Source organism: Cellulophaga baltica (assembly GCF_018861125.1).
In the GTDB taxonomy this organism is placed as follows: domain Bacteria; phylum Bacteroidota; class Bacteroidia; order Flavobacteriales; family Flavobacteriaceae; genus Cellulophaga; species Cellulophaga baltica_A.
Genome location: NZ_JAHKQN010000019.1, coordinates 219,934 through 238,923 on the forward strand (window position 1 = coordinate 219,934; position 18,990 = coordinate 238,923).

At 31.0% G+C, this 18,990-nt stretch carries 16 protein-coding genes; 14 read left to right on the top strand and 2 right to left on the bottom strand.

What is annotated here, in order from left to right; translation table 11 throughout:
- Genes KO500_RS10060 through KO500_RS10085 form a run of 6 tightly spaced genes read left to right on the top strand, consistent with a single transcriptional unit; the run spans nt 1 to nt 6,083 of the window.
- On the top strand, nt 1–570 hold the full coding sequence (locus KO500_RS10060) for a GNAT family N-acetyltransferase (RefSeq protein ID WP_215956412.1): 570 nt from the start codon (nt 1–3) through the stop codon (nt 568–570).
- A 9-nt stretch (nt 571–579) separates the two neighbouring features.
- Nucleotides 580–2,391 (top strand): IucA/IucC family protein, encoded by a 1,812-nt coding sequence (locus tag KO500_RS10065; protein ID WP_215956413.1) that lies wholly within the window; start codon nt 580–582, stop codon nt 2,389–2,391.
- Between the two features lie 51 nt (nt 2,392–2,442).
- Nucleotides 2,443–3,024 carry a nitroreductase family protein gene (locus tag KO500_RS10070; protein WP_215956414.1) on the top strand — a complete coding sequence of 194 codons (582 nt, stop codon included), beginning with the start codon at nt 2,443–2,445 and terminating at the stop codon, nt 3,022–3,024.
- A 9-nt stretch (nt 3,025–3,033) separates the two neighbouring features.
- Complete coding sequence (locus KO500_RS10075) at nt 3,034–4,131, top strand: heparan-alpha-glucosaminide N-acetyltransferase domain-containing protein (protein WP_215956415.1); 1,098 nt, start codon at nt 3,034–3,036, stop codon at nt 4,129–4,131.
- Nucleotide 4,132: 1 nt separating this feature from the next.
- A complete protein-coding gene (locus KO500_RS10080) occupies nt 4,133–5,173 on the top strand; it encodes an alpha/beta hydrolase (RefSeq protein WP_215956416.1) in 1,041 nt (346 codons plus the stop codon).
- 1 nt (nt 5,174) lies between these two features.
- On the top strand, nt 5,175–6,083 hold the full coding sequence (locus KO500_RS10085; protein ID WP_215956417.1) for a sterol desaturase family protein: 909 nt from the start codon (nt 5,175–5,177) through the stop codon (nt 6,081–6,083).
- Nucleotides 6,084–6,101: 18 nt separating this feature from the next.
- Here the strand turns inward: KO500_RS10085 and KO500_RS10090 are convergent, their stop codons facing one another.
- Both KO500_RS10090 and KO500_RS10095 read right to left on the bottom strand, forming a co-directional pair.
- On the bottom strand, nt 6,102–7,073 hold the full coding sequence (locus KO500_RS10090; RefSeq protein WP_215956418.1) for a helix-turn-helix domain-containing protein: 972 nt from the start codon (nt 7,071–7,073) through the stop codon (nt 6,102–6,104).
- A gap of 136 nt (nt 7,074–7,209) precedes the next feature.
- Nucleotides 7,210–8,172: an endonuclease/exonuclease/phosphatase family protein gene (locus tag KO500_RS10095; RefSeq protein WP_215956419.1), complete on the bottom strand. Its 963-nt coding sequence runs from the start codon at nt 8,170–8,172 to the stop codon at nt 7,210–7,212.
- Between the two features lie 222 nt (nt 8,173–8,394).
- On the opposite strand from KO500_RS10095, the gene KO500_RS10100 reads away from it, so the two are divergent.
- The 8 genes from KO500_RS10100 to larC all read left to right on the top strand — a co-directional run bounded on the left by KO500_RS10100 (nt 8,395) and on the right by larC (nt 18,987).
- Nucleotides 8,395–8,997: a TetR/AcrR family transcriptional regulator gene (locus tag KO500_RS10100; protein ID WP_215956420.1), complete on the top strand. Its 603-nt coding sequence runs from the start codon at nt 8,395–8,397 to the stop codon at nt 8,995–8,997.
- A 2-nt stretch (nt 8,998–8,999) separates the two neighbouring features.
- Nucleotides 9,000–10,058 carry an efflux RND transporter periplasmic adaptor subunit gene (locus KO500_RS10105; protein ID WP_215956421.1) on the top strand — a complete coding sequence of 353 codons (1,059 nt, stop codon included), beginning with the start codon at nt 9,000–9,002 and terminating at the stop codon, nt 10,056–10,058.
- Nucleotides 10,059–10,060: 2 nt separating this feature from the next.
- Entirely contained in the window at nt 10,061–13,156 is a 3,096-nt protein-coding gene (locus KO500_RS10110; protein ID WP_215956422.1) for an efflux RND transporter permease subunit, read from the top strand.
- A 29-nt stretch (nt 13,157–13,185) separates the two neighbouring features.
- Entirely contained in the window at nt 13,186–14,517 is a 1,332-nt protein-coding gene (locus KO500_RS10115; protein WP_215956423.1) for a TolC family protein, read from the top strand.
- A 232-nt stretch (nt 14,518–14,749) separates the two neighbouring features.
- Nucleotides 14,750–16,216 (top strand): aldo/keto reductase, encoded by a 1,467-nt coding sequence (locus KO500_RS10120; RefSeq protein WP_215956424.1) that lies wholly within the window; start codon nt 14,750–14,752, stop codon nt 16,214–16,216.
- Nucleotides 16,217–16,269: 53 nt separating this feature from the next.
- A complete protein-coding gene (gene larE / locus KO500_RS10125) occupies nt 16,270–17,067 on the top strand; it encodes an ATP-dependent sacrificial sulfur transferase LarE (protein ID WP_215956425.1) in 798 nt (265 codons plus the stop codon).
- Entirely contained in the window at nt 17,060–17,719 is a 660-nt protein-coding gene (gene larB / locus KO500_RS10130; RefSeq protein ID WP_215956426.1) for a nickel pincer cofactor biosynthesis protein LarB, read from the top strand. The genes larE and larB overlap by 8 nt, the downstream gene beginning before the upstream one ends.
- Entirely contained in the window at nt 17,716–18,987 is a 1,272-nt protein-coding gene (gene larC, locus KO500_RS10135; RefSeq protein WP_215956427.1) for a nickel pincer cofactor biosynthesis protein LarC, read from the top strand. Before larB ends, larC begins: the two co-directional genes overlap by 4 nt.
- Nucleotides 18,988–18,990: the final 3 nt, after the last annotated feature.

The following is an 18,990-nucleotide window of genomic DNA, read 5'->3' on the forward strand; positions in this document are numbered from 1 at the left end:
ATGGTGCAAACAAGTGAAGTAGTTTTTAAAAAGGAAATAAAAGGTTTAGGAGAAATTAGTATTCGACCTATTAATTTAGAAAACGATATTGATATGTTGTACAGTTGGGTTTCTAAACCATACGCAAAGTATTGGGGAATGTTAGAGCAAACAAAAGAGGAGGTTTTTAATGAGTATAAAAAACTAGAAGACAATTCTCATCATCATACATATATAGGAGAATTAAATAAGCAACCCATTTTTTTAATGGAACGCTATAAAACATCCGAAGATGTAATAGTAAAACATTACGATGCTTTAGATAACGATTACGGAATGCACATTTTAGTTGCTCCGGCAGAAAAGAAGATTCCGAAATTTACATGGCATGTTTTCTCAACTGTGATGGCTTATTTTTTCAGTTTACCATTTGTAAATAGGGTAGTAGTAGAGCCAGATATTAATAACGAAAAGATTCATGTTTTAAATAAAAAAGCAGGTTTTGTGTATCAGAAAAATATAAACTTAGATCATAAAATAGCATCGTTAGCATTTTGCACAAAAGAAGCTTTTTATCAATCTGTATTGTAGGGAATAAAAATGATAAATATAAAAACAACACATTTAAAACCTAGTAACTGGCAATTTATAAACCGTCAGTTGATAAGAAAAGCGATTAGTGAGTTTTCACATGAGTCAATTTTAAAGCCAATATTGATACAAGATGAAGTATATGAAATTGTTTCAGATAATAAGCAGTTTACCTATCATTTTAAGGCCAAAAAGTTCTTTTTAGATCATTGGTTGGTAGATACAGAAAGTATTGTAAAAGTAAATGAAGCTTCAGAAGAAGTGGTGTTAGACGCATTGCATTTTATTACAGAGTTTAAAGAAACATTAGGTATACCAGATAAGTTTTTAGCGACTTATTTAGAAGAAATTACAAGTACATTATCTGGTGCTTGTTATAAATATGAAAACCAACAATTTTCAGCAACCGAATTAGCTTTACATAGTTTTCAAGATATAGAGCACGGAATGACAGAGGGACATCCTTGTTTTATAGCGAACAATGGAAGAATAGGATTTAATAGCAACGATTTTCAGTTGTATGCACCAGAGGCAAATGCACCTTTTAAAATTATATGGATTGCCGTACATAAAAAATTTGCAACCTTTACTAGTGTTGCAGATTTTGAATACGAAAGTTTATTAGAAAATGAATTAGGAGTATTAAAAATAGCAGATTTTAAGAAACGATTAAGTAATGCCAAAAAAGTGATAACAGAATATTTATTTATGCCTGTGCATCCTTGGCAATGGATTAATAAAATAATTCCAGTTTTTGGAGCTGACATCGCTCAGGGAAATATTGTTTTTGTAGGAGAGAGTGACGACGATTTTTCGGCACAACAATCTATTAGAACCTTGTTTAATGTAACACATCCTAAAAAATTATATACAAAAACTGCCTTATCTATTTTAAATATGGGCTTTATGCGTGGACTTTCACCTTATTACATGCAAAGTACACCGCCTATAACTAAATGGATTACTGATTTATTAGCTAAAGATGATTATTTATTAGCTAACGGATTTACCATGTTAGGTGAAGTTGCTACAATCGGTTATCATAATCATTATTATGAGGCTTTAGGGAAGACGAATCCGCATAACAAAATGCTCTCTGCATTGTGGCGAGAAAGTCCGTTTACAAAAATTACAGCCAAACAACGGGTAATGACTATGGCTGCTTTTTTACATGTCGATTATCAAGAGCGTTCTTTAGTTGCTTCTTTAATAGAAGTTTCTCCGTATAACACTAGTACTTGGTTGCAACATTATTTAAAAGCTTATTTGTCGCCATTATTACATTGTTTTTATAAATATGAATTTGTGTTTATGCCCCATGGTGAAAACCTGATTATAGTATTAGAAAATAACACGCCTGTGTATTCTTTAATGAAAGATATAACGGAAGAAGTAATAGTATTTAATAAAGAAATGCATTTACCTGAACATGTAGATAGGTTGTTTACAGAAACATCAGATAGAATGAAAGTATTGTCAATTTTCACAGATGTTTTTGATTGCTTCTTTAGATTCTTAGCACCACATTTAACTAATTACGCTGGTTTACCTGAAGAAGAATTTTGGCAATTAGTGGCAAATTGTGTGTATGAATATCAAGATACACACCCCGAATTTTCAGATAAATACAAACAATACGATTTGTTTGTTTATGAGTTTGATCGTTGTTGTTTAAACCGTTTGCAGTTAGAAAATACCAAGCAAATGCTACGTTTAGCTGATCCAATAGAAAGTTTGAAGTTAGAAGGAGTTTTACAAAATCCTTTAGCGAAGTTTAAAAGAGAAGCGGTAATAACAGAAGAGATAGAGACAGGTATTTAAAAAAGTAAAATATTTTTCTCTAGCTATAGAGAAATAAAGAAGAATTTTAAAATGACTATTAAAGCTATAACGAAGCTTATAAAAGAAAGGAAAAGCACGTATGCTTATGATTTTTCAGAAAAAGAGATTCCTAAAAATACCATTGAAGATATTGTTGAAAATGCACTTTGGGCACCAACACATTTACATACACAACCATGGCGGTTTATAGTTTTAAAAGGAAAACATCAGCAAGAGTTAGGAGAATTTATGGCTGATTACTATAGAGAAATGTATACAGAAAAAAAGTTTTCTAATGAACGTTTTGAAGCAACTAAAAACTATAGTAAAAATGCCACTTTATTAGCTGTAATTTTTAAACCTAATAAAAAAGCAAAACTACCAGAATGGGAAGAATTAGCAGCAATAGCATGTGGAGTGCAAAATATGTGGTTGAGTTGTACAGCCTTAAATATTGGTTGTTATTGGGATACCTCTGTAGCAACTATGAAATACGGGAAAAGCATAGATTTAGATGGAGACGAAAAATTTCTAGGCATTTTTTATATGGGACACTTAAAAAATGAAATTCAATTTAGAAAAAGAAAAAGAAAATCATTGTCAAAAAAATTAAGTTATGATTATAAAAATTAAGGTTGTAAAATGAAATCACAAAATAGAATAAGAGCGGTAGACTTCGTAAGAGGTTTTAGTGTTCTTATGATGATTCCTGTGCATGTAATGATGCTTTTTGCTAGTGCAGAAACATGGGAGCATACGCTTACAGGTAAATTTGTTCAATTATTAGAAAGGGGGTCTCCTATTTTTTTAATTGTAATGGGAATATCATTTGCCTTTTCTAGAAACGCAACAAAATCAGGGATTCTTAAAAAAGCCTTATTAATTATTGGTTTAGGATATGTTTTAAATTTTTTACGATTTATAGCCCCTCTGTTGTTTTTGGGAGGTTTTCCTGAAGCTTTTGTAGAAGCAAGCGGATTAGAGTTAAGTAATCCAAGTCGTATGTTAAATTACTTTTTAAAGGGAGATATGTTTCAGTTAGTGGGAATTTCGTTGCTTCTAGTAAGTTTGATTTTTAACTTTTTAAAAAGAAACAAATATGTAGTGTTACTACTTTCTTTAATAATTATGTGGTTATCTAAAGTAGTGAGTGGTATTCAATTAGGAATACCCAGTGTAGACTATATTTTGAATTTGATTTGGGGTAATAATTTTGATGTTTACTTTCCATTATTTCCTTGGATGTCATTTATTTTAATGGGATTGTTTTTAGGTTTAAGTTATTTAGAGAATAAAGAAGATGCAAACAAATCTTTATTTATGCCAATGTCATATATAGGTACAGTTTTTTTAGTGATAGGAAAGTTATTATGTAATTATAATTACGAATATCATTTTGGAGATTATTATCATTTAGGCCCCGGCGGAACCATGGGATTAATGGGAGTTCTTTTAATTATATTTTGGTTGTATTATCATATAGAGCGTTTATTGCCAGTTAACAATTATGTAAGTAAATTGTTTTTCTACTGTAGTAAGCAAGTAACGCCTTTTTATATGTTTCAATGGGTATTAATATATTGGTTATTAGCTTTTACTAATTTTTCAGTCTATAATCAACCTATGGTTTTAACAATTATGTTGGCTATAAACCTAGGAGTCTTTTTATTATTGTACTTATTTAACAAAACCAATACATTAAGAAAAAGTAAGCCAAAATTAATAAAACAGACTGTGTAAAATGAGAGTTTTATTAATCTACTTTTTTGTGTTTTGTCATTTTAAAACCGTAGCACAAAATAAATATGCTGGTAGTTATGGTATAGATGCTAAAGTTCAAGAATTCTTAGAAGAAATTCATTCCTACACTGGGCCACCAATACACGATTTGCCGATAGCTATTGCGCGTAGAGCAATGGAGGACCTACAAATGGATTCTACTTTAACATACAATAATGTGTTTTTTGAAAAAGAAATTTTTAAAGAAAATGGCAAAAAAGTAAATGTAGTTATTGTAAAGCCAGTAAAGACTCAAAATGTATTGTTACCAATACTTGTATACTTTCATGGAGGCGGTTGGGCTTATAATAGTTTTAATACTCATAAGCGCTTAATGAGAGATATTTCTTTAAAAGCAAACATAGCAGTTGTATTTGTTGAGTATACAAAATCACCAGAAGTAACATACCCTATTGCAAATGAAGAAGGTTATTTTGCAACTCTTTATTTATCTAAATATGCAGAAAAATATGGATTAGATTCTGATGAGATTATTGTTGGTGGTGATAGTGTAGGAGCAAACATGGCAACTGCAATTGCCATGATGGCAAAAAACAGAAAAGAACCAATAATTAATAAACAAGTTTTAATTAATCCAGTTTTAGATGATAACTTTAATACAAATTCTTACCTGCAATTTTCTAAAGGGCATTATTTATCAAGGGACAGTATGCAATGGTTTTGGAAAATATATGCTCCAGATTTAAATTCTAGAAATCTGCCAACGGTAGCTCCTTTACAAGCAAGTATTAACGAGCTGAGCAATTTACCTAAAGCATTAATTATTACAGCAGAATATGATGTGTTAAGAGATGAAGGAGAAGAATATGCTAAAAAATTAAGAGAAGCAAAAGTGCCAGTGGTTTCTGCACGATATGGCGGTACAATACATGATTTTTTTGTTTTAAATTATTTACGCAATACTGATCCATCAAAAGCAGCCTTAGAGCAAGTATGCGATTTCTTAAAAAATAATAAAAATAAACCCCAAAATAACCTATAAAATGAATTTATCATCAATAGAGAGCCTTTCAGGGCATTTAGAACATATAACTGTAATTGTTTTAGTGTTAATGGTTATAGAAATAATAGTACTCTTTGTTACTAATTATGTAGAAAAGAAAAAAGAAGGCTTGGTAAGTATTTTATCGTACTTAATACAAAGTATACCATATTTTTTACTGTCTAAAGTTTTTATAGTAGGTAGTATGTTTTGGTTGTATAATCATCGTTTTTTTGATATGAATTTTAAATGGTATTCTTGGGTTATAGCATTTTTATTATATGATTTTACAGTGTTTTTTATCCATTTTTTAGGTCATAAAGTACGTGTTTTGTGGTGTATTCATGGAGTGCACCATACGGCAGAAGAAATGAATTTAACCGTTGTAGCACGAGGCTCTATATTCGATGTGTTTTTTACACCTTTTAATTTTATTTGGTTGCCCATTTTAGGGTTTCATCCTTTTATGATTTTTGTGATAGAGCCTTTAGCTCGCTTATATGCAACACTCACCCATACCAATGAAAATTTTGTATGGAGATTAAAATGGTTAGAGTTTCTTTTTATTACACCATCAGTACACCGCGTACATCATGCTAAAAACCACATATATTTAGATAGAAATTATGGTGAAACCTTATCTATTTGGGATCGTATTTTTAAAACTTTTCAAACACAATTAGACGATGAAAAAATTCAATACGGAATTATGCATGATAAGTTAAATAGTGAAAGTTTTTGGCATATTCAGTTTTTAATGTGGAAAGAATTGTGGCTGGATGTAAAAAATGCACCAACAATAAGTGATAAGGTAAAATATGTTTTTATGCCTCCAGGGTGGAATCATATTGATGGTGGAAAAAAAGCAGGAGTATATCGTTCGGAAGCTATAAAAGACCGTATTTTGTAAGCCTTAAATTCAACTTTATTACAAATAAATCTCATTACTTATTAAATTTTGTTTTCTGAATTGTTTAGGAGTTAATTGTTGATTTTTTTTAAATGCTGCAGTAAAATGTGTTGCATTTTTATAGCCAACTAGCTCAGCTATTTCGTATATAGGTTTATTGGTTTGGTAAAGTAATTTTTTAGCTTCTTCCATTCTTATATTTAATGAGTATTTAAAAATACTTTCTCCAAACAATCTTTTAAATTCTTTTTTTAAAGTATTTTCATTTACAAATATCTGCTTAGATAACATAGAAATGGTATACTGCTTATTTAAATTGGAAGAAATTATTTTTTCTACAGAATATATTTTTTTTGCAGTACTATTATTTTTTTCTTTTTTATTTAAATCTGTTTTAGATGATAATAATTCTAATGTCTTAGATTCTAAGAATAAACGTTTTAAAATTCCATTGCGTTTGTCTAGTATTATTTCATTTAATATGTCTAAAGTTTTATTAGTTAGTAAGTGTGTATTATGATCAATAATAGAATCACCTTTAAACTTAATATAATTAGGCAAAAGTAAATTTAGTTTATGCTTATTAATAAATAAAGGATTCATAATAATTAATATTTCTCTAATTTTTTTTTGTTTTGAATATATAAAGTTGCAAGAGTTAAATTTTGTATGAGAAATATAATATTCTGTACTTTCTTGTAAAATTTCTTTAGACTTTGCGTAATCAATCACTTTTTTTTCGCCTTCAAACAGGGCAGAATAGATTAGTGTATTTGTAGTTATGCTAAAATTAAGATTTTGTTTTAGTATCACATCTAACTGAATAACAGTTAAACCTTCAAATGAGTGACTATACACAGTGCCTAGACCATATTTTGTTTTTAATTGTTGCTTTTTTGTGTAGATACCACATTTTTTATTATGGTATTTTATTTTAAAAATATCTTCAAGTGTATTACTCTCTTTTATGCTAGTAATATTTATTTTCAATTTTTCATTTTTACTATGGCGGAGTAAAAATAATTTATATTTAGACTAAATAAAAGTAATATTTATGCTAAAATGTGACCTTTCATCGAATAATTTAGTCTTTTGAAAAATATTTTTGGAAAATAAAAGAGAGTAATTATAGTTCAAATTCGGCCCAAAGCGGGTAGTGGTCAGATATTAAATAAGATAGGCTTTGTTTTGTTATATTTCTCTTTGCTAAGGCAGTTGGTACGAAATCGTAATTGCCACCAGTAATAAAATCCATGGTTAAATTTGGAATATTTTTACTGTTCATAAACCAAGCAATTTGGTCGTAATACTTAGTTTCATTAAATATAGATCTAGTCACTTCTTCGTTTTGTAATTGTGGTGGCACAAATAAACCTTCAGATAAAAATGTTTGATCTAATAAATCTCCTCGCTCATCAATATTAAAGTCGCCTAAAGTTATTAAGTTTTGGTGATAAGCATTTGTATTACTGGCCCAATCGGCAAGCCAAGTGGCAATACCTTTTAATTCTTTAATTCTGTCTTTAGAGCTTTTCCCGTATTTAATATGTAGTGTTACTAATATAAAGGTTTGTAAGTTTGATTTAAAACTAACTGCATAGGGTGTTCTTACAAACTGTTCATCTAAGGCATTATCATCTATACCATCAGTCCATTCGTTAGGTACAACCAGTTCACTTGCTAAACCTGAAAGCTGTACTCTTCGTGTATCAAATAGATAAGCCATTCGCTCTCCATTACCTGAACTTCCTTTACTTACATCAGTTAAAATCATAGACCAATTATTACCTAATAGCTTTAAGGTATCTCTTAATGCTCTAAGGTTAGATTTTACTTCTTGTATAGCAATTACATCAAACCTGCTTATAATTTCGGTTATAGATAAGATGGACTGTAAATCTCGTTTAGGACTGTCGTCGTCTTCTGAAACCCATTTACGAGTTAAATTTCCAAAAGCTCTAATATTCCAACTAGCAATTAATAGATTCTTATCTAATTTTTTAGCAGGAATTTTAGCATCAAGATCTTCTTTTAAGTTATTTAAATTTTTTTGAATTTCAAGTGGAGGGGTATCAAATATTGTAGCCATTTTTATTTAAAAGTAATGATTTATTGATAGTTAACGATAGAAAAGATTTTATTTTAAGAAATTATACTCGTATTTGAATCAACATTGAATGTAACTGTATCAAATGTTTTTATCGAAAATTTGTTCTTTTACAGAGTTTAAATTTAAGTTAAAAAGATCGTAAGTTTATTTCATTTCGACAAAAATATTAATTTTGTCGAAAATCAAACATATTTTTAATTTATGTCGAAAAGCAAAAAAGATGAATTTGTAAAGAATCAGATTATAGAAGCATCAAAAAAGGTGTTTCAAGAATATGGTTATAAAAAAACAAATATGATGTTGATTGCTGCTGCATCAGATAAAGGAAGAAGCACCCTTTATTACTATTTTAAAAACAAAGACGATGTTTTAGAAGCTCTTATGTTGAGTTTAATTAAACCTTTGATAGAAAGTTTAAGTGTAAGACTTACCAAACGAAATACAATTGAAAAAAACCTTAGAATTTATAGTGAAGAGCATTTAAAACGCATTAACATTCTCAAAAATACTTTCGAAGTATTTTTAAAAGAATTAAAAGTCGGTTTTGATTTTACTCGTAAAATTATGGTAAGAATTAGAGGTGAGGTAGTTAGCCATATTGAAGATTGTATAAAATGGGCTATTGGTAATCTTGAAATTACTCCTTTAGATAATGATGATATCAAATTTTTAGCATTAGCAATTGTCACTTCTAATGAAAATCTTGTGCAAGAATATTATATATATGAAACAATTCAAGGCGATATTACTTCAAGAATTAAATGGATTAATCAATTAATTATAAAATCACTAAAAATTAATTAAAAATGACAAACAAACTATGGCTAGCCTCATTATTAATGGGGATTTTTATGATCTCTTGCGGTGAAGAAGAAACAACTAAAAAAGTTGATCCTATTGATGTTAAAATAGTAACAGTAGGAGGAGATCAAAAAAAGAATAATAGTGCAGAGAATTTTCCAGGAATTGTTAAACCTTTAAAATCAACTAATTTAAGTTTTCAAGTGTCTGGAGATATTACCAAATTGAATGTGAATTTAGGAGATTTTGTAAAAAAAGGGCAAGTAATAGCTTCTATAGACCCATCGATTTATAAAGAACAATATGAAGCAAATAAAGCTCAAGAAAATTTAGCAAAAGAAAATTATACACGTATAAATAATGTGTATCAAAAAGGAAGTATTGCTGAAATTAGAATGATTGAAGCAAAATCTAATTACGAGCAGGCTCAATCAGCCGCTAATGCAGCATATAAAAATTTAAAACATACCACAATTACAGCACCATTTAGTGGTTATGTTGGTAATAAATTAATGGAAGCTGGAGACGTTGCTTCGCCAGGTATGGCAGTGATTGAGTTAGTTGATTTATCTAAGGTTCAATCTGTAATTTCATTGTCAGACGGAGAAATAAATAACTACAGTACTGGTAACAGTGCAAATGTTTATGTTCCTGCATTAAAAAAAGAATTTGCAGGTACACTAACGGAAATTGCGGTTCAACCGGGTAAGCAAAATCCTGTATATACAGCAAAAATAACTGTTGAAAATCCAAATCTGATTTTAAAACCAGGAATGACTTGTTCAAATTTCATTGAAGAATCAGATAATGTTACTGCAGAAAAAGTAAATTCTGATTTTATAAAACTACCTGTAGATGTTGTTTCGGTTTCTAATGACGGAGAAAATTTTGTTTATATCGTAGATGAACAAAATAATACAGCACTTCAAAAAATAGTAAAAGTTGGAAAACTTTACAATGATGGCATTGCAATTGAAAATGGTTTACGCAAAGGTGATAAGGTAATTACATCTGGTTACCATAAGCTTACCAATAAAACGCCTGTAAACATTTTAAGTAAATAAAAATGAAAGAAAAAGGTTCACTTATTGAATGGGGAATGAAAAACACTGCTTTTCCTATAGCTTTAGCAGTAGTGTTTTTTATAATAGGAGTTTTAGGACTCACAACGATGTCGAGAAATGAGTTTCCTGATTTTACTACCAGAACTGGTCTTGTTGTTGGGTATTATCCTGGAGCTAGTACTGCTGAGGTAGAAGCACAACTTACCTCTAAACTAGAAGAGTACTTATTTAGTTTTAATGAAGTTGATAAGACCAAAACATACTCATACTCTCAAAACGGAATGAGTTATATATATGTTGAAGTTGCCAGTAGAATAGATAAAAACGAAACGCAACAGTTTTGGAATAAGCTTAAAAATAATTTATTCATATTTCAGCAAACTTCTTTACCAAAAGAAGTACAGGGTGTAGTTGTTAATAGTGATTTTGGCAACACTGCTGCTATGATTTTAACTGTAGAATCTGAAAGCAGACCATATAAAGACCTTCAATTACATGTAGAAGAAATTATTGATGATTTACGAGGTATCGAAGAAACGGCAAAAATCAGTTATTCTGGTGGAGTTAAAGAGCAAATTGCGGTTTATGTAGATCAAAATAGATTAGCAGAATTTGGTATCAGTCCTGCTGTTTTAATGCAAAGTTTAAACACACAAGGTTCTATAAAAGTTGCAGGTGATTTAGAGACAGATAAACTTGATTACCCTATACATGTAAACGCAGGATTAACAAATATTGCCGATGTTGCACAACATATTGTAAAATCAGACGAAAACGGTAATGTAATTAGAGTAAGCGATGTTGCTACCGTAAAAAAAGAATATGAAGATCCTGATTCTTTTATCCAAACCAATGGTAATAAAGGCATTATTATAACTTTAGAAATGGCTAAAGGCAACAATATTGTCCAGTTTGGAGAAGAAATAGTAGAGCATTTAACACAATTAGAAGAAAATTTACCTAGTGATATAAATGTAAAGGTTATTGCAGATCAACCAGAAGCGGTAGATGAGTCTATCTCTCATTTTATGAAAGAGTTTGGGTATGCATTAATGGGAGTTATTTTGGTGAGTATGTTATTGCTTCCATTTCGTGTGGCCTCATTAGCAGCAGCAACAATTCCTATTACCATAGCATCAACATTAGCAGTAATGTTTCTTTTTGGTATGGAGTTAAACACCGTAACATTAGCAGCATTAATTGTTGTTTTAGGTATTGTGGTTGATGATCCTATTGTAGTAATTGATAATTATATTGAAAAACTTGACGAAGGAAAAACTAGGTGGGATGCAGCCCTTGAAAGTGCAAAAGAGCTATTCCCGTCTGTTTTTACAGCAACATTAGCAATTTCCGCAACATTTTTTCCTTTAATGTTTTTTATGAGCGGTACAGCAAAAGATTTTTTAAGTACATTTCCATGGACCATTGCTATAGCTCTATTTTTATCACTTACTATATCTATTTTATTGGTTCCTCACCTAAATACGGTATTTATAAAAAATGGGTTACATGCAGATAAAAAAGAAGATGAAGAGCATAAAAAATCTGTATTAGATAGAATTCAAACCTTCTTTAATAACAGTGTGAATAAAGCAATGGAACACTATAGAATAACAGTAATGGTAGGTATTTTATCTGTTGTTTTAGGTATGGTTATATTTTCAAATGTAAGTCAAGAGTTGTTTCCTATTGTCGAAAGAAATCAATTTGCTATTGAAGTAAATTTAAATAAATCGAGCAATTTAGATGAAACAGCAAAAGTTGTTACTGAATTTGAGAAAGTTTTAGCTAAAGATGAGCGTGTTGTAAACTACACAAGCTTTATTGGGTCTAGTTCTCCAAGGTTCCATATGGTTTATGCACCAAATCTACCAGCAAAAAATTATGCTCAAATATTGGTTACAACAACATCTGAAGAAGCAACTGAAGAAGTGTTAGAGGAGTATGATAAAAAGTATGCCAAAATGTTTCCGAATGCTTATTTAAGAATGAAACAACTTAATATGGTTGGTAAGCCAGCACCTATTGAAATTAAACTATATGGTGATGATTTATCAGAGATTAAGAAATATGGAGATACAATAATTAATTTGGCAAGGCAAACTCCACAAGCTATTTGGTCTCGTACCGATTTTGGAGAAGTTTACAATAAAATTGGTGTTAATATAAAAGAAGATCAAGCAGCACAAGCAGGGGTTACCAAAGAAGATATAGCCAATACTATAGCCATGAATATGGAAGGTTTACAAGCGGCCCAAATTTATGATGAAAATTATGCTATTAATATTAAAATAAAATCTGAAGGTAATAAAGCAAATACAGTTTCTGAACTTAAACAACTCTCTGTAATTGTACCTTCAACTGGTAAAAATATACCAATAACACAAGTAGCAGCAATTGAACCAGAATGGGAACAACAACAAATTGTTAGGCAAAATGGTATGCGTTGTTTATCTGTTAGGGTAGATATTGAAAAAGGAGCTGTGGCTAATGTAGTATTAAGTAAAATCACTCCAAAAATTGATGCTTTAAATATACCTGATCATATTGCTATTGAGTATGGTGGAGAATATGAAATGTCACAAGAAAACTTAGGGCCCATGGGTATTTCTTTATTGGTAAGTGTAGTACTTATAATATTGGTTCTTATTTGGCACTTTAAATCTTTTAAACATGCTATGTTAAGTTTTATAACTATGCCATTGAGTATTTTAGGTGCAGCAACTGGTTTATTACTTATGCAATATCCTTTTGGTTTTACCTCTTTCTTAGGGATTTTAGCCTTATGTGGTATTGTTGTAAGAAACGGGATTATTTTAATTGATTATGCTGATGAATTGCATTTACACCATGGTAAAACCTTTAAAAAGGCAGCTATTTTATCGGCAGAAAGAAGAATGAGACCTATTTTCTTGACTTCAGCAGCTGCAGCAGTAGGTGTAACACCAATGATTATTAGTAGATCAAGTTTATGGGGTCCATTAGGTACAGTAATAGCTTTTGGGTTATTAGTATCTATGGTGTTAACACTTTATGTATTACCTATTCTTTATTGGTTGTTTTTTAGAGCAGATGAAGATAAGTCAGATAAAGAATAAGTTTATTCAAATAAATAGTATTTAAAATTATGAATTTTACATATAAATCAGAAACGTTATTACTAGCAAGCTTACTGCTGTTTCTATTAAGTTTTACAACAAGTAATGCTCAAGAAAAAGAGTTAGAGTTAGAAAAAATAAAAGTAGCAGCCTTAAAGTATAGTAAGACTATTAAAAATGATTCATTAAAAGTAGTCAGGGCTACATTGGTAAAAAAGGAAGCTTTTGACAATTACTTTCCTGAAGTAAGTGCGAGTGGTTTTGCCTTATATGGTTTTGATTATTTAGTGCCTGAGATACCAACATATTTGCCTGATGGTATTGATAATGTATATAGTATTGGAGTAACCGCAACCGAACCCATATATGCTGGCGGAAAAATTAGAATAGGAAACGAACTAGCAGATTTACAATTAGATGCTCAAAAAATAAGTCATGGAACTTCAATTGATTCTGTTATGCTTAATGCAGAATTAAAATTTTGGCAACTTATTCAAATACAAGAAAAACAAAAAGTTGTAAAATCAGGAAAAGCATATTTGAATGAACTTTTAAAACAGCAAGAAGATTTATTAGAGGCTGGCTTAATATCTGAAAGTCAAATGCTACAGGTTAAAGTTGAAAAGAGTGGGGTTTTACTAAATGAATTAGAGTTATCTAATTTAAGAAAAATAGCGCTTTTAGATTTATCCCTTTATGTAGGTATTCCTTTTGATACGACTATGGTTGCTAAAAAACAAAGTTATGATGATATATTGGCTTCAGCATTTAAGTATAATACTCCTCAAGTAGATTTGCCAAGTAATAAATTGTATCAGTTATCCGAAAAACAAGTAAGCGCAGCTAGTTTACAAATTAAAAATGAAAAAGCAGATTTGTTACCACAAGTAGCTGTAGGTGTAAGTGCATCACATGTAAGTTCATTTAACAACCAATTTGATGGAGTAACGCAACCAATTGCTTTTGGAACAGTAACAATACCAATTTCTGCTTTTTGGGGAAAAGAAAAGAAGCAAATTAAACAACGTGAAGTAGATCTTAAAATAGCAGAGAATAATTTTGATGATACTAAAAATCAGTTGACAAAGTATATAATGAAAAATTGGTATGATTTGCAAAGTGCATTTAAGCAAATTCAATACGCACAAGACAAGGTGGCTTACGCAACAGAAAATTTAAAATCGCAAAGAGATAATTATAATAGTGGTTTAAGCAATTTAACCGATTTGTTAAGCGCAAGGCAAACAAAAGAAGAAGCTGATGCTGATTTGGTTAGTGCCTTTGCAAATTATAAAGAAAAAGAAGCTACTTATTTATATAGTATTAATCAAATTGAGGTTCCTGTGAACCTTAATGAATAAGCTATATAAAATTATATTATTTGTAAGAAATAGAAGGGGTTTAAGTGTATGCTTGAAACCTCTTTTTTTTATATAGATAAAATTAGGTACTTGAAAATCAGATTATTTTAATAATACTGTTAATTTTTTAATTGTAAGATTTTAACATTTAAAAAGTAGTCTAAAGTTTTGTTAAACGATGCTAGACTGGGTTAAGTATTCATAAATTTATGAGACACGAAAACCTAGAAATATGAAAAAGATATATCCAGTTACAAGACGAGACTTTATCCGATTATCAGGCACAGTGGCATTAGGGGCAACAGTTTTACCATTAGGTGTTAGCTTTTCTGATAAGGCACCTGCTCCAATGATGAGAAACTTTGGTCGTTTAAAAAATAAAGTAACTACTTTAGGCCTTGGCGGACAAGCATCCATACAATGGACACCAGAAGGTGTTGATCCTGTATCAATTATTACGAAAGCTTTTGACTTAGGTATTAATTATTTTGATACTTCAAACGTATACGGGCCAAGTCAAACACATTACCATAAAGCATTTGAAAAACTCGATTTAATTCCGGGGAAACCAAATTATAATAAAGAATTAAGGGAATCTATTACGTTAACTAGTAAAACACTAATGCGTTGGGGAAAGCCAGGTTGGGAAGAAACTGAAAATGTTAGAAATAAATCTCAGGGAGAAGGAATCCAAACAGCAGCAGAAGATGTAAGAAGAACCATGTCTCAAATTTTTGGTGATGGAAATGGAAACTACCCTGAGGGTTCTTATGTAGATATTATGTTAATACATAGCCTTGAAACTGTTGAAGAGGTTGATGTTTTATATAAGGGAATTGAAACGTCCATAAAAGAAGATGAAAATTTTGGAGCTTTAGTCGTTCTACGAGATTTTAGAGATGGTACTAACCTTACAGGAACTAATCCTAAAAAAGAGAAACTAATTAAGCATATTGGTTTTTCGGGGCATAAAAACCCAGTTGCGATGATTGATATTATGCAACGCGATAAATATGGATTGTTAGATGCTTTATTAGTTTCCATAAACTCTAATGACCATTTATATTTTAACATGAAGAATAATGTAATTCCGTTAGCTAAGGCCAAGGGAATTGGTGTTATTGGTATGAAAGTGTTTGGTGCCGGTACGATGTATAATGAAGTCGGAGCATTTTCAAGAACTCCAGATCAAATTTATCGCAAAGTTGGTTCTCCTTCACTACCAAGTGATAAGCTTATTGAATATGTGTTAACCACTAAGGGGGTTGATACATTAATTATTGGTATAGGTCAAATAGATGAAGATCCTTTAAAATGTCAACTAACGCAAAACTATTACGCCTCGCAAGTAAAACCTGAATCTATGTCTATAGAAGAGCGCAAAGAGGTAGAAGCCAAAACTGCACAAATTTCAGGCGGTAGAACTAACTTCTTTCAATTAGATAAAATAGATATGACGCCTCCTAGAGCTGTTAATAAAGAAGTTGTTGATGGCAAAGCTAAAATTACATGGCAAACTGCATATGCGGCAGCTAGTCCAATTTCACATTATGAGATTGTAGCGAATGATAAAGTATTGGGTACAGTTAAGCATAAGCCACAAGTATTGAAAGACGAACCATTTGTTTTTGAAACTACTGAGATGGATTTAGATGCTATTACTGTTCATACGGTAGATGAAGCTGGTTCTAGAGCCTAATGTTTAATCGTTTTAGCAAATTCAACTAACAGCTAATTCATAAAAATTAATGCATGTCAAAACTAGCACTGCTAAAAAATTGGTTTAAAGAACATAAAGGTACAGTAACAGCATTTTCTGGTGGAGTAGATTCATCACTAGTGCTGTATGTTTCCAAAATGGTTCTTGGTAATCAAGCCATAGGGTTAATATCTAATTCTGAAAGTCTAAAATCTAAAGATTATAAGATAGCGACCGATTTCTGTAAAACACACAATATCAATTTACGAGTTATTAAAACTGATGAATTGAATGATCCTAATTATACAGCCAACCCAGCAAATAGATGCTTTTTTTGTAAAACACATTTGTACGAGGCAATGGTTGATATTATAAAAGAGGAATACCCAGAATACACTATTTTAAATGGTACGAATCAAGATGATTTAGGTGATTACCGTCCGGGATTACAAGCAGCTAAAAACCATGCAATACGCTCACCATTATCGGAACTTCAAATAAGTAAAAAAGAAGTTATTGAAATGGCCGAAGCTTTGGGTTTAGAAACTGCACATAAACCTCCAAGCCCTTGTTTAAGTTCTAGAATTCCGTACGGCACAGCTGTTAGCAATGAAAGATTAAAACAAGTAGAGCAGGCAGAATATCATTTAAACAAATTTGGTTTTTTTGATGTTCGCGTTCGGCATTTGGGTAAGGAAGCTTCCATTGAAGTACCTGAGTTTGAAATTGAACGGCTAAAAAGTCATTTTGATGATATTTCAGAAGGAATAAAAGAATTAGGTTTCTCAAATGTAATTATTGATGAAGAAGGATTTGTGTCAGGAAAATTAAACAGAATATTGAATGGATAAAACATTTATTATTGATGAAGATCGAAAGCAACGTTTAGGCTTTGATGAGGTGATTTTTGGAGCTTCAAAAAGTGTTGCTTTACTAACGGATATTTTAAAAGCCTATTCCAATAAAAACGAAAATGTATTAATCACAAAATTACAAGAAGAAAAGGCAGTTGCCTTATTAGAAATTTATAAAAATGCTTTTTACGATACGGAATCGGGCATATTTACTTTGCAGGCTATAGAAACACTTGATAGTGATACTGCCAAAGTAGGAATTATATCTGCTGGTAGTTCAGACATTGGCGTAGCTAACGAAGCATATTACACTCTTAATTATATGGGTGTACCCTCACGAATTGTACATGATGTTGGTGTTGCTGGCTTACATAGGTTACTTAATAAACTTGATGACTTAAAAACTTTTGATGTACTTATTGTAGTAGCAGGTTTTGAAGGTGCTTTGCCAACGGTAGTTGGTGGATTGTTACCACAGCCTATTATTGGTGTTCCAACGTCAGTAGGGTATGGTTCAGCTAAAGAAGGTGAAACAGCATTGCATGCTATGCTCACCAGTTGCGCAAACGGAATTACAGTAGTAAATATTGATAATGGTTATGGTGCCGCCATGAGTGCATTCAGAATGATTAAATTATTAAATAAATGAATTCGATTTATATAGAGCCTTTTTCTGGGCTTTCAGGAAACATGTTTTTAAGTGCTTTTTGTGAGTTGCTTGGTGATTTTGATATATTAACTGATTTGCCTAAGAAATTGCATTTACCCGATGGTAAAATTGAAGTTAAATTAGTAGATAAAAACGGTATTAATTGTAAGTATGTTGAGGTTATTGATTTAAACATTGGTAAAGAAGCTTCAGAGCACGACCACAATCATACTCACGATCACGGTCATTCTCATACGCATAGTCATGATGATGGACATTCGCATGCTCACAGCCACTCTCATGATCACCATCACGGAGTACATCGTCATTTAAGTGATATTAAAAAAATTATTGATAGGGCTCATATTAGTGATAATGCGAAGAAAATAGCGCACGAAATTTTTCTTCTAATAGGTAAGGCAGAATCAAAAATTCATGATATGCCATTAGAGACTATTCATTTTCATGAAATTAGTGGTGTAGATTCTATTATTGATATAGTTGGCAGTGCTGTTTTAATTGATAAGCTTAAGATTTCAAAAGTATATAGTAGCCCAATTTGTACCGGTTATGGTATTGTGAAAACACAACACGGTATGTTGCCAGTTCCTGCGCCAGCAACAGCAGAATTGCTACAAGGAATGCCATTATATGCAGGTACGGAAGAAGGAGAAAAAATAACACCTACGGGTGCAGCCATTCTAAGATATTTGAATCCTGATTTTACGAATAGAGGTTATATGCCTTTAAAAACAGCATATGGCCCAGGTAAAAAAGATTTTGTGAATGCAAATGTGGTTCGTATTTCGTTGTTGAAAGTAGCGGTGGAAAAAAATAAAGAAAGCTATTTGCAATTAGAAGCTTCTATTGATGATATGTCTCCTGAATATTTGGGAACTGACTTTCAAGATGGATTGTTAGCATCAGGTGCTTTAGACTTTAGTATAACACAGCAGTTAATGAAAAAAGGACGCTTTGCATTTTTGTTAAGTATCATTCTTCCGTTAGATAATTTAGAAAATGTTTCTAATTACATATTTGATAATACCAGTACTATTGGTGTGCGCTATTACCCGATAGATCGTATTGAATTGCCTAGAGTTCAAAAAAAAACAGCTTCAGCTTTAGGTGAGATTCAAGTAAAAGAAGTTACAACACCTACAAACAAAATTAAAATAAAACCCGAATTTGACGATGTAAAACGTTTGTCTTTAGAGACCAATACATCGCCTTTTCAGGTAATTAATAAATTAAATATTAACGCTTAAATA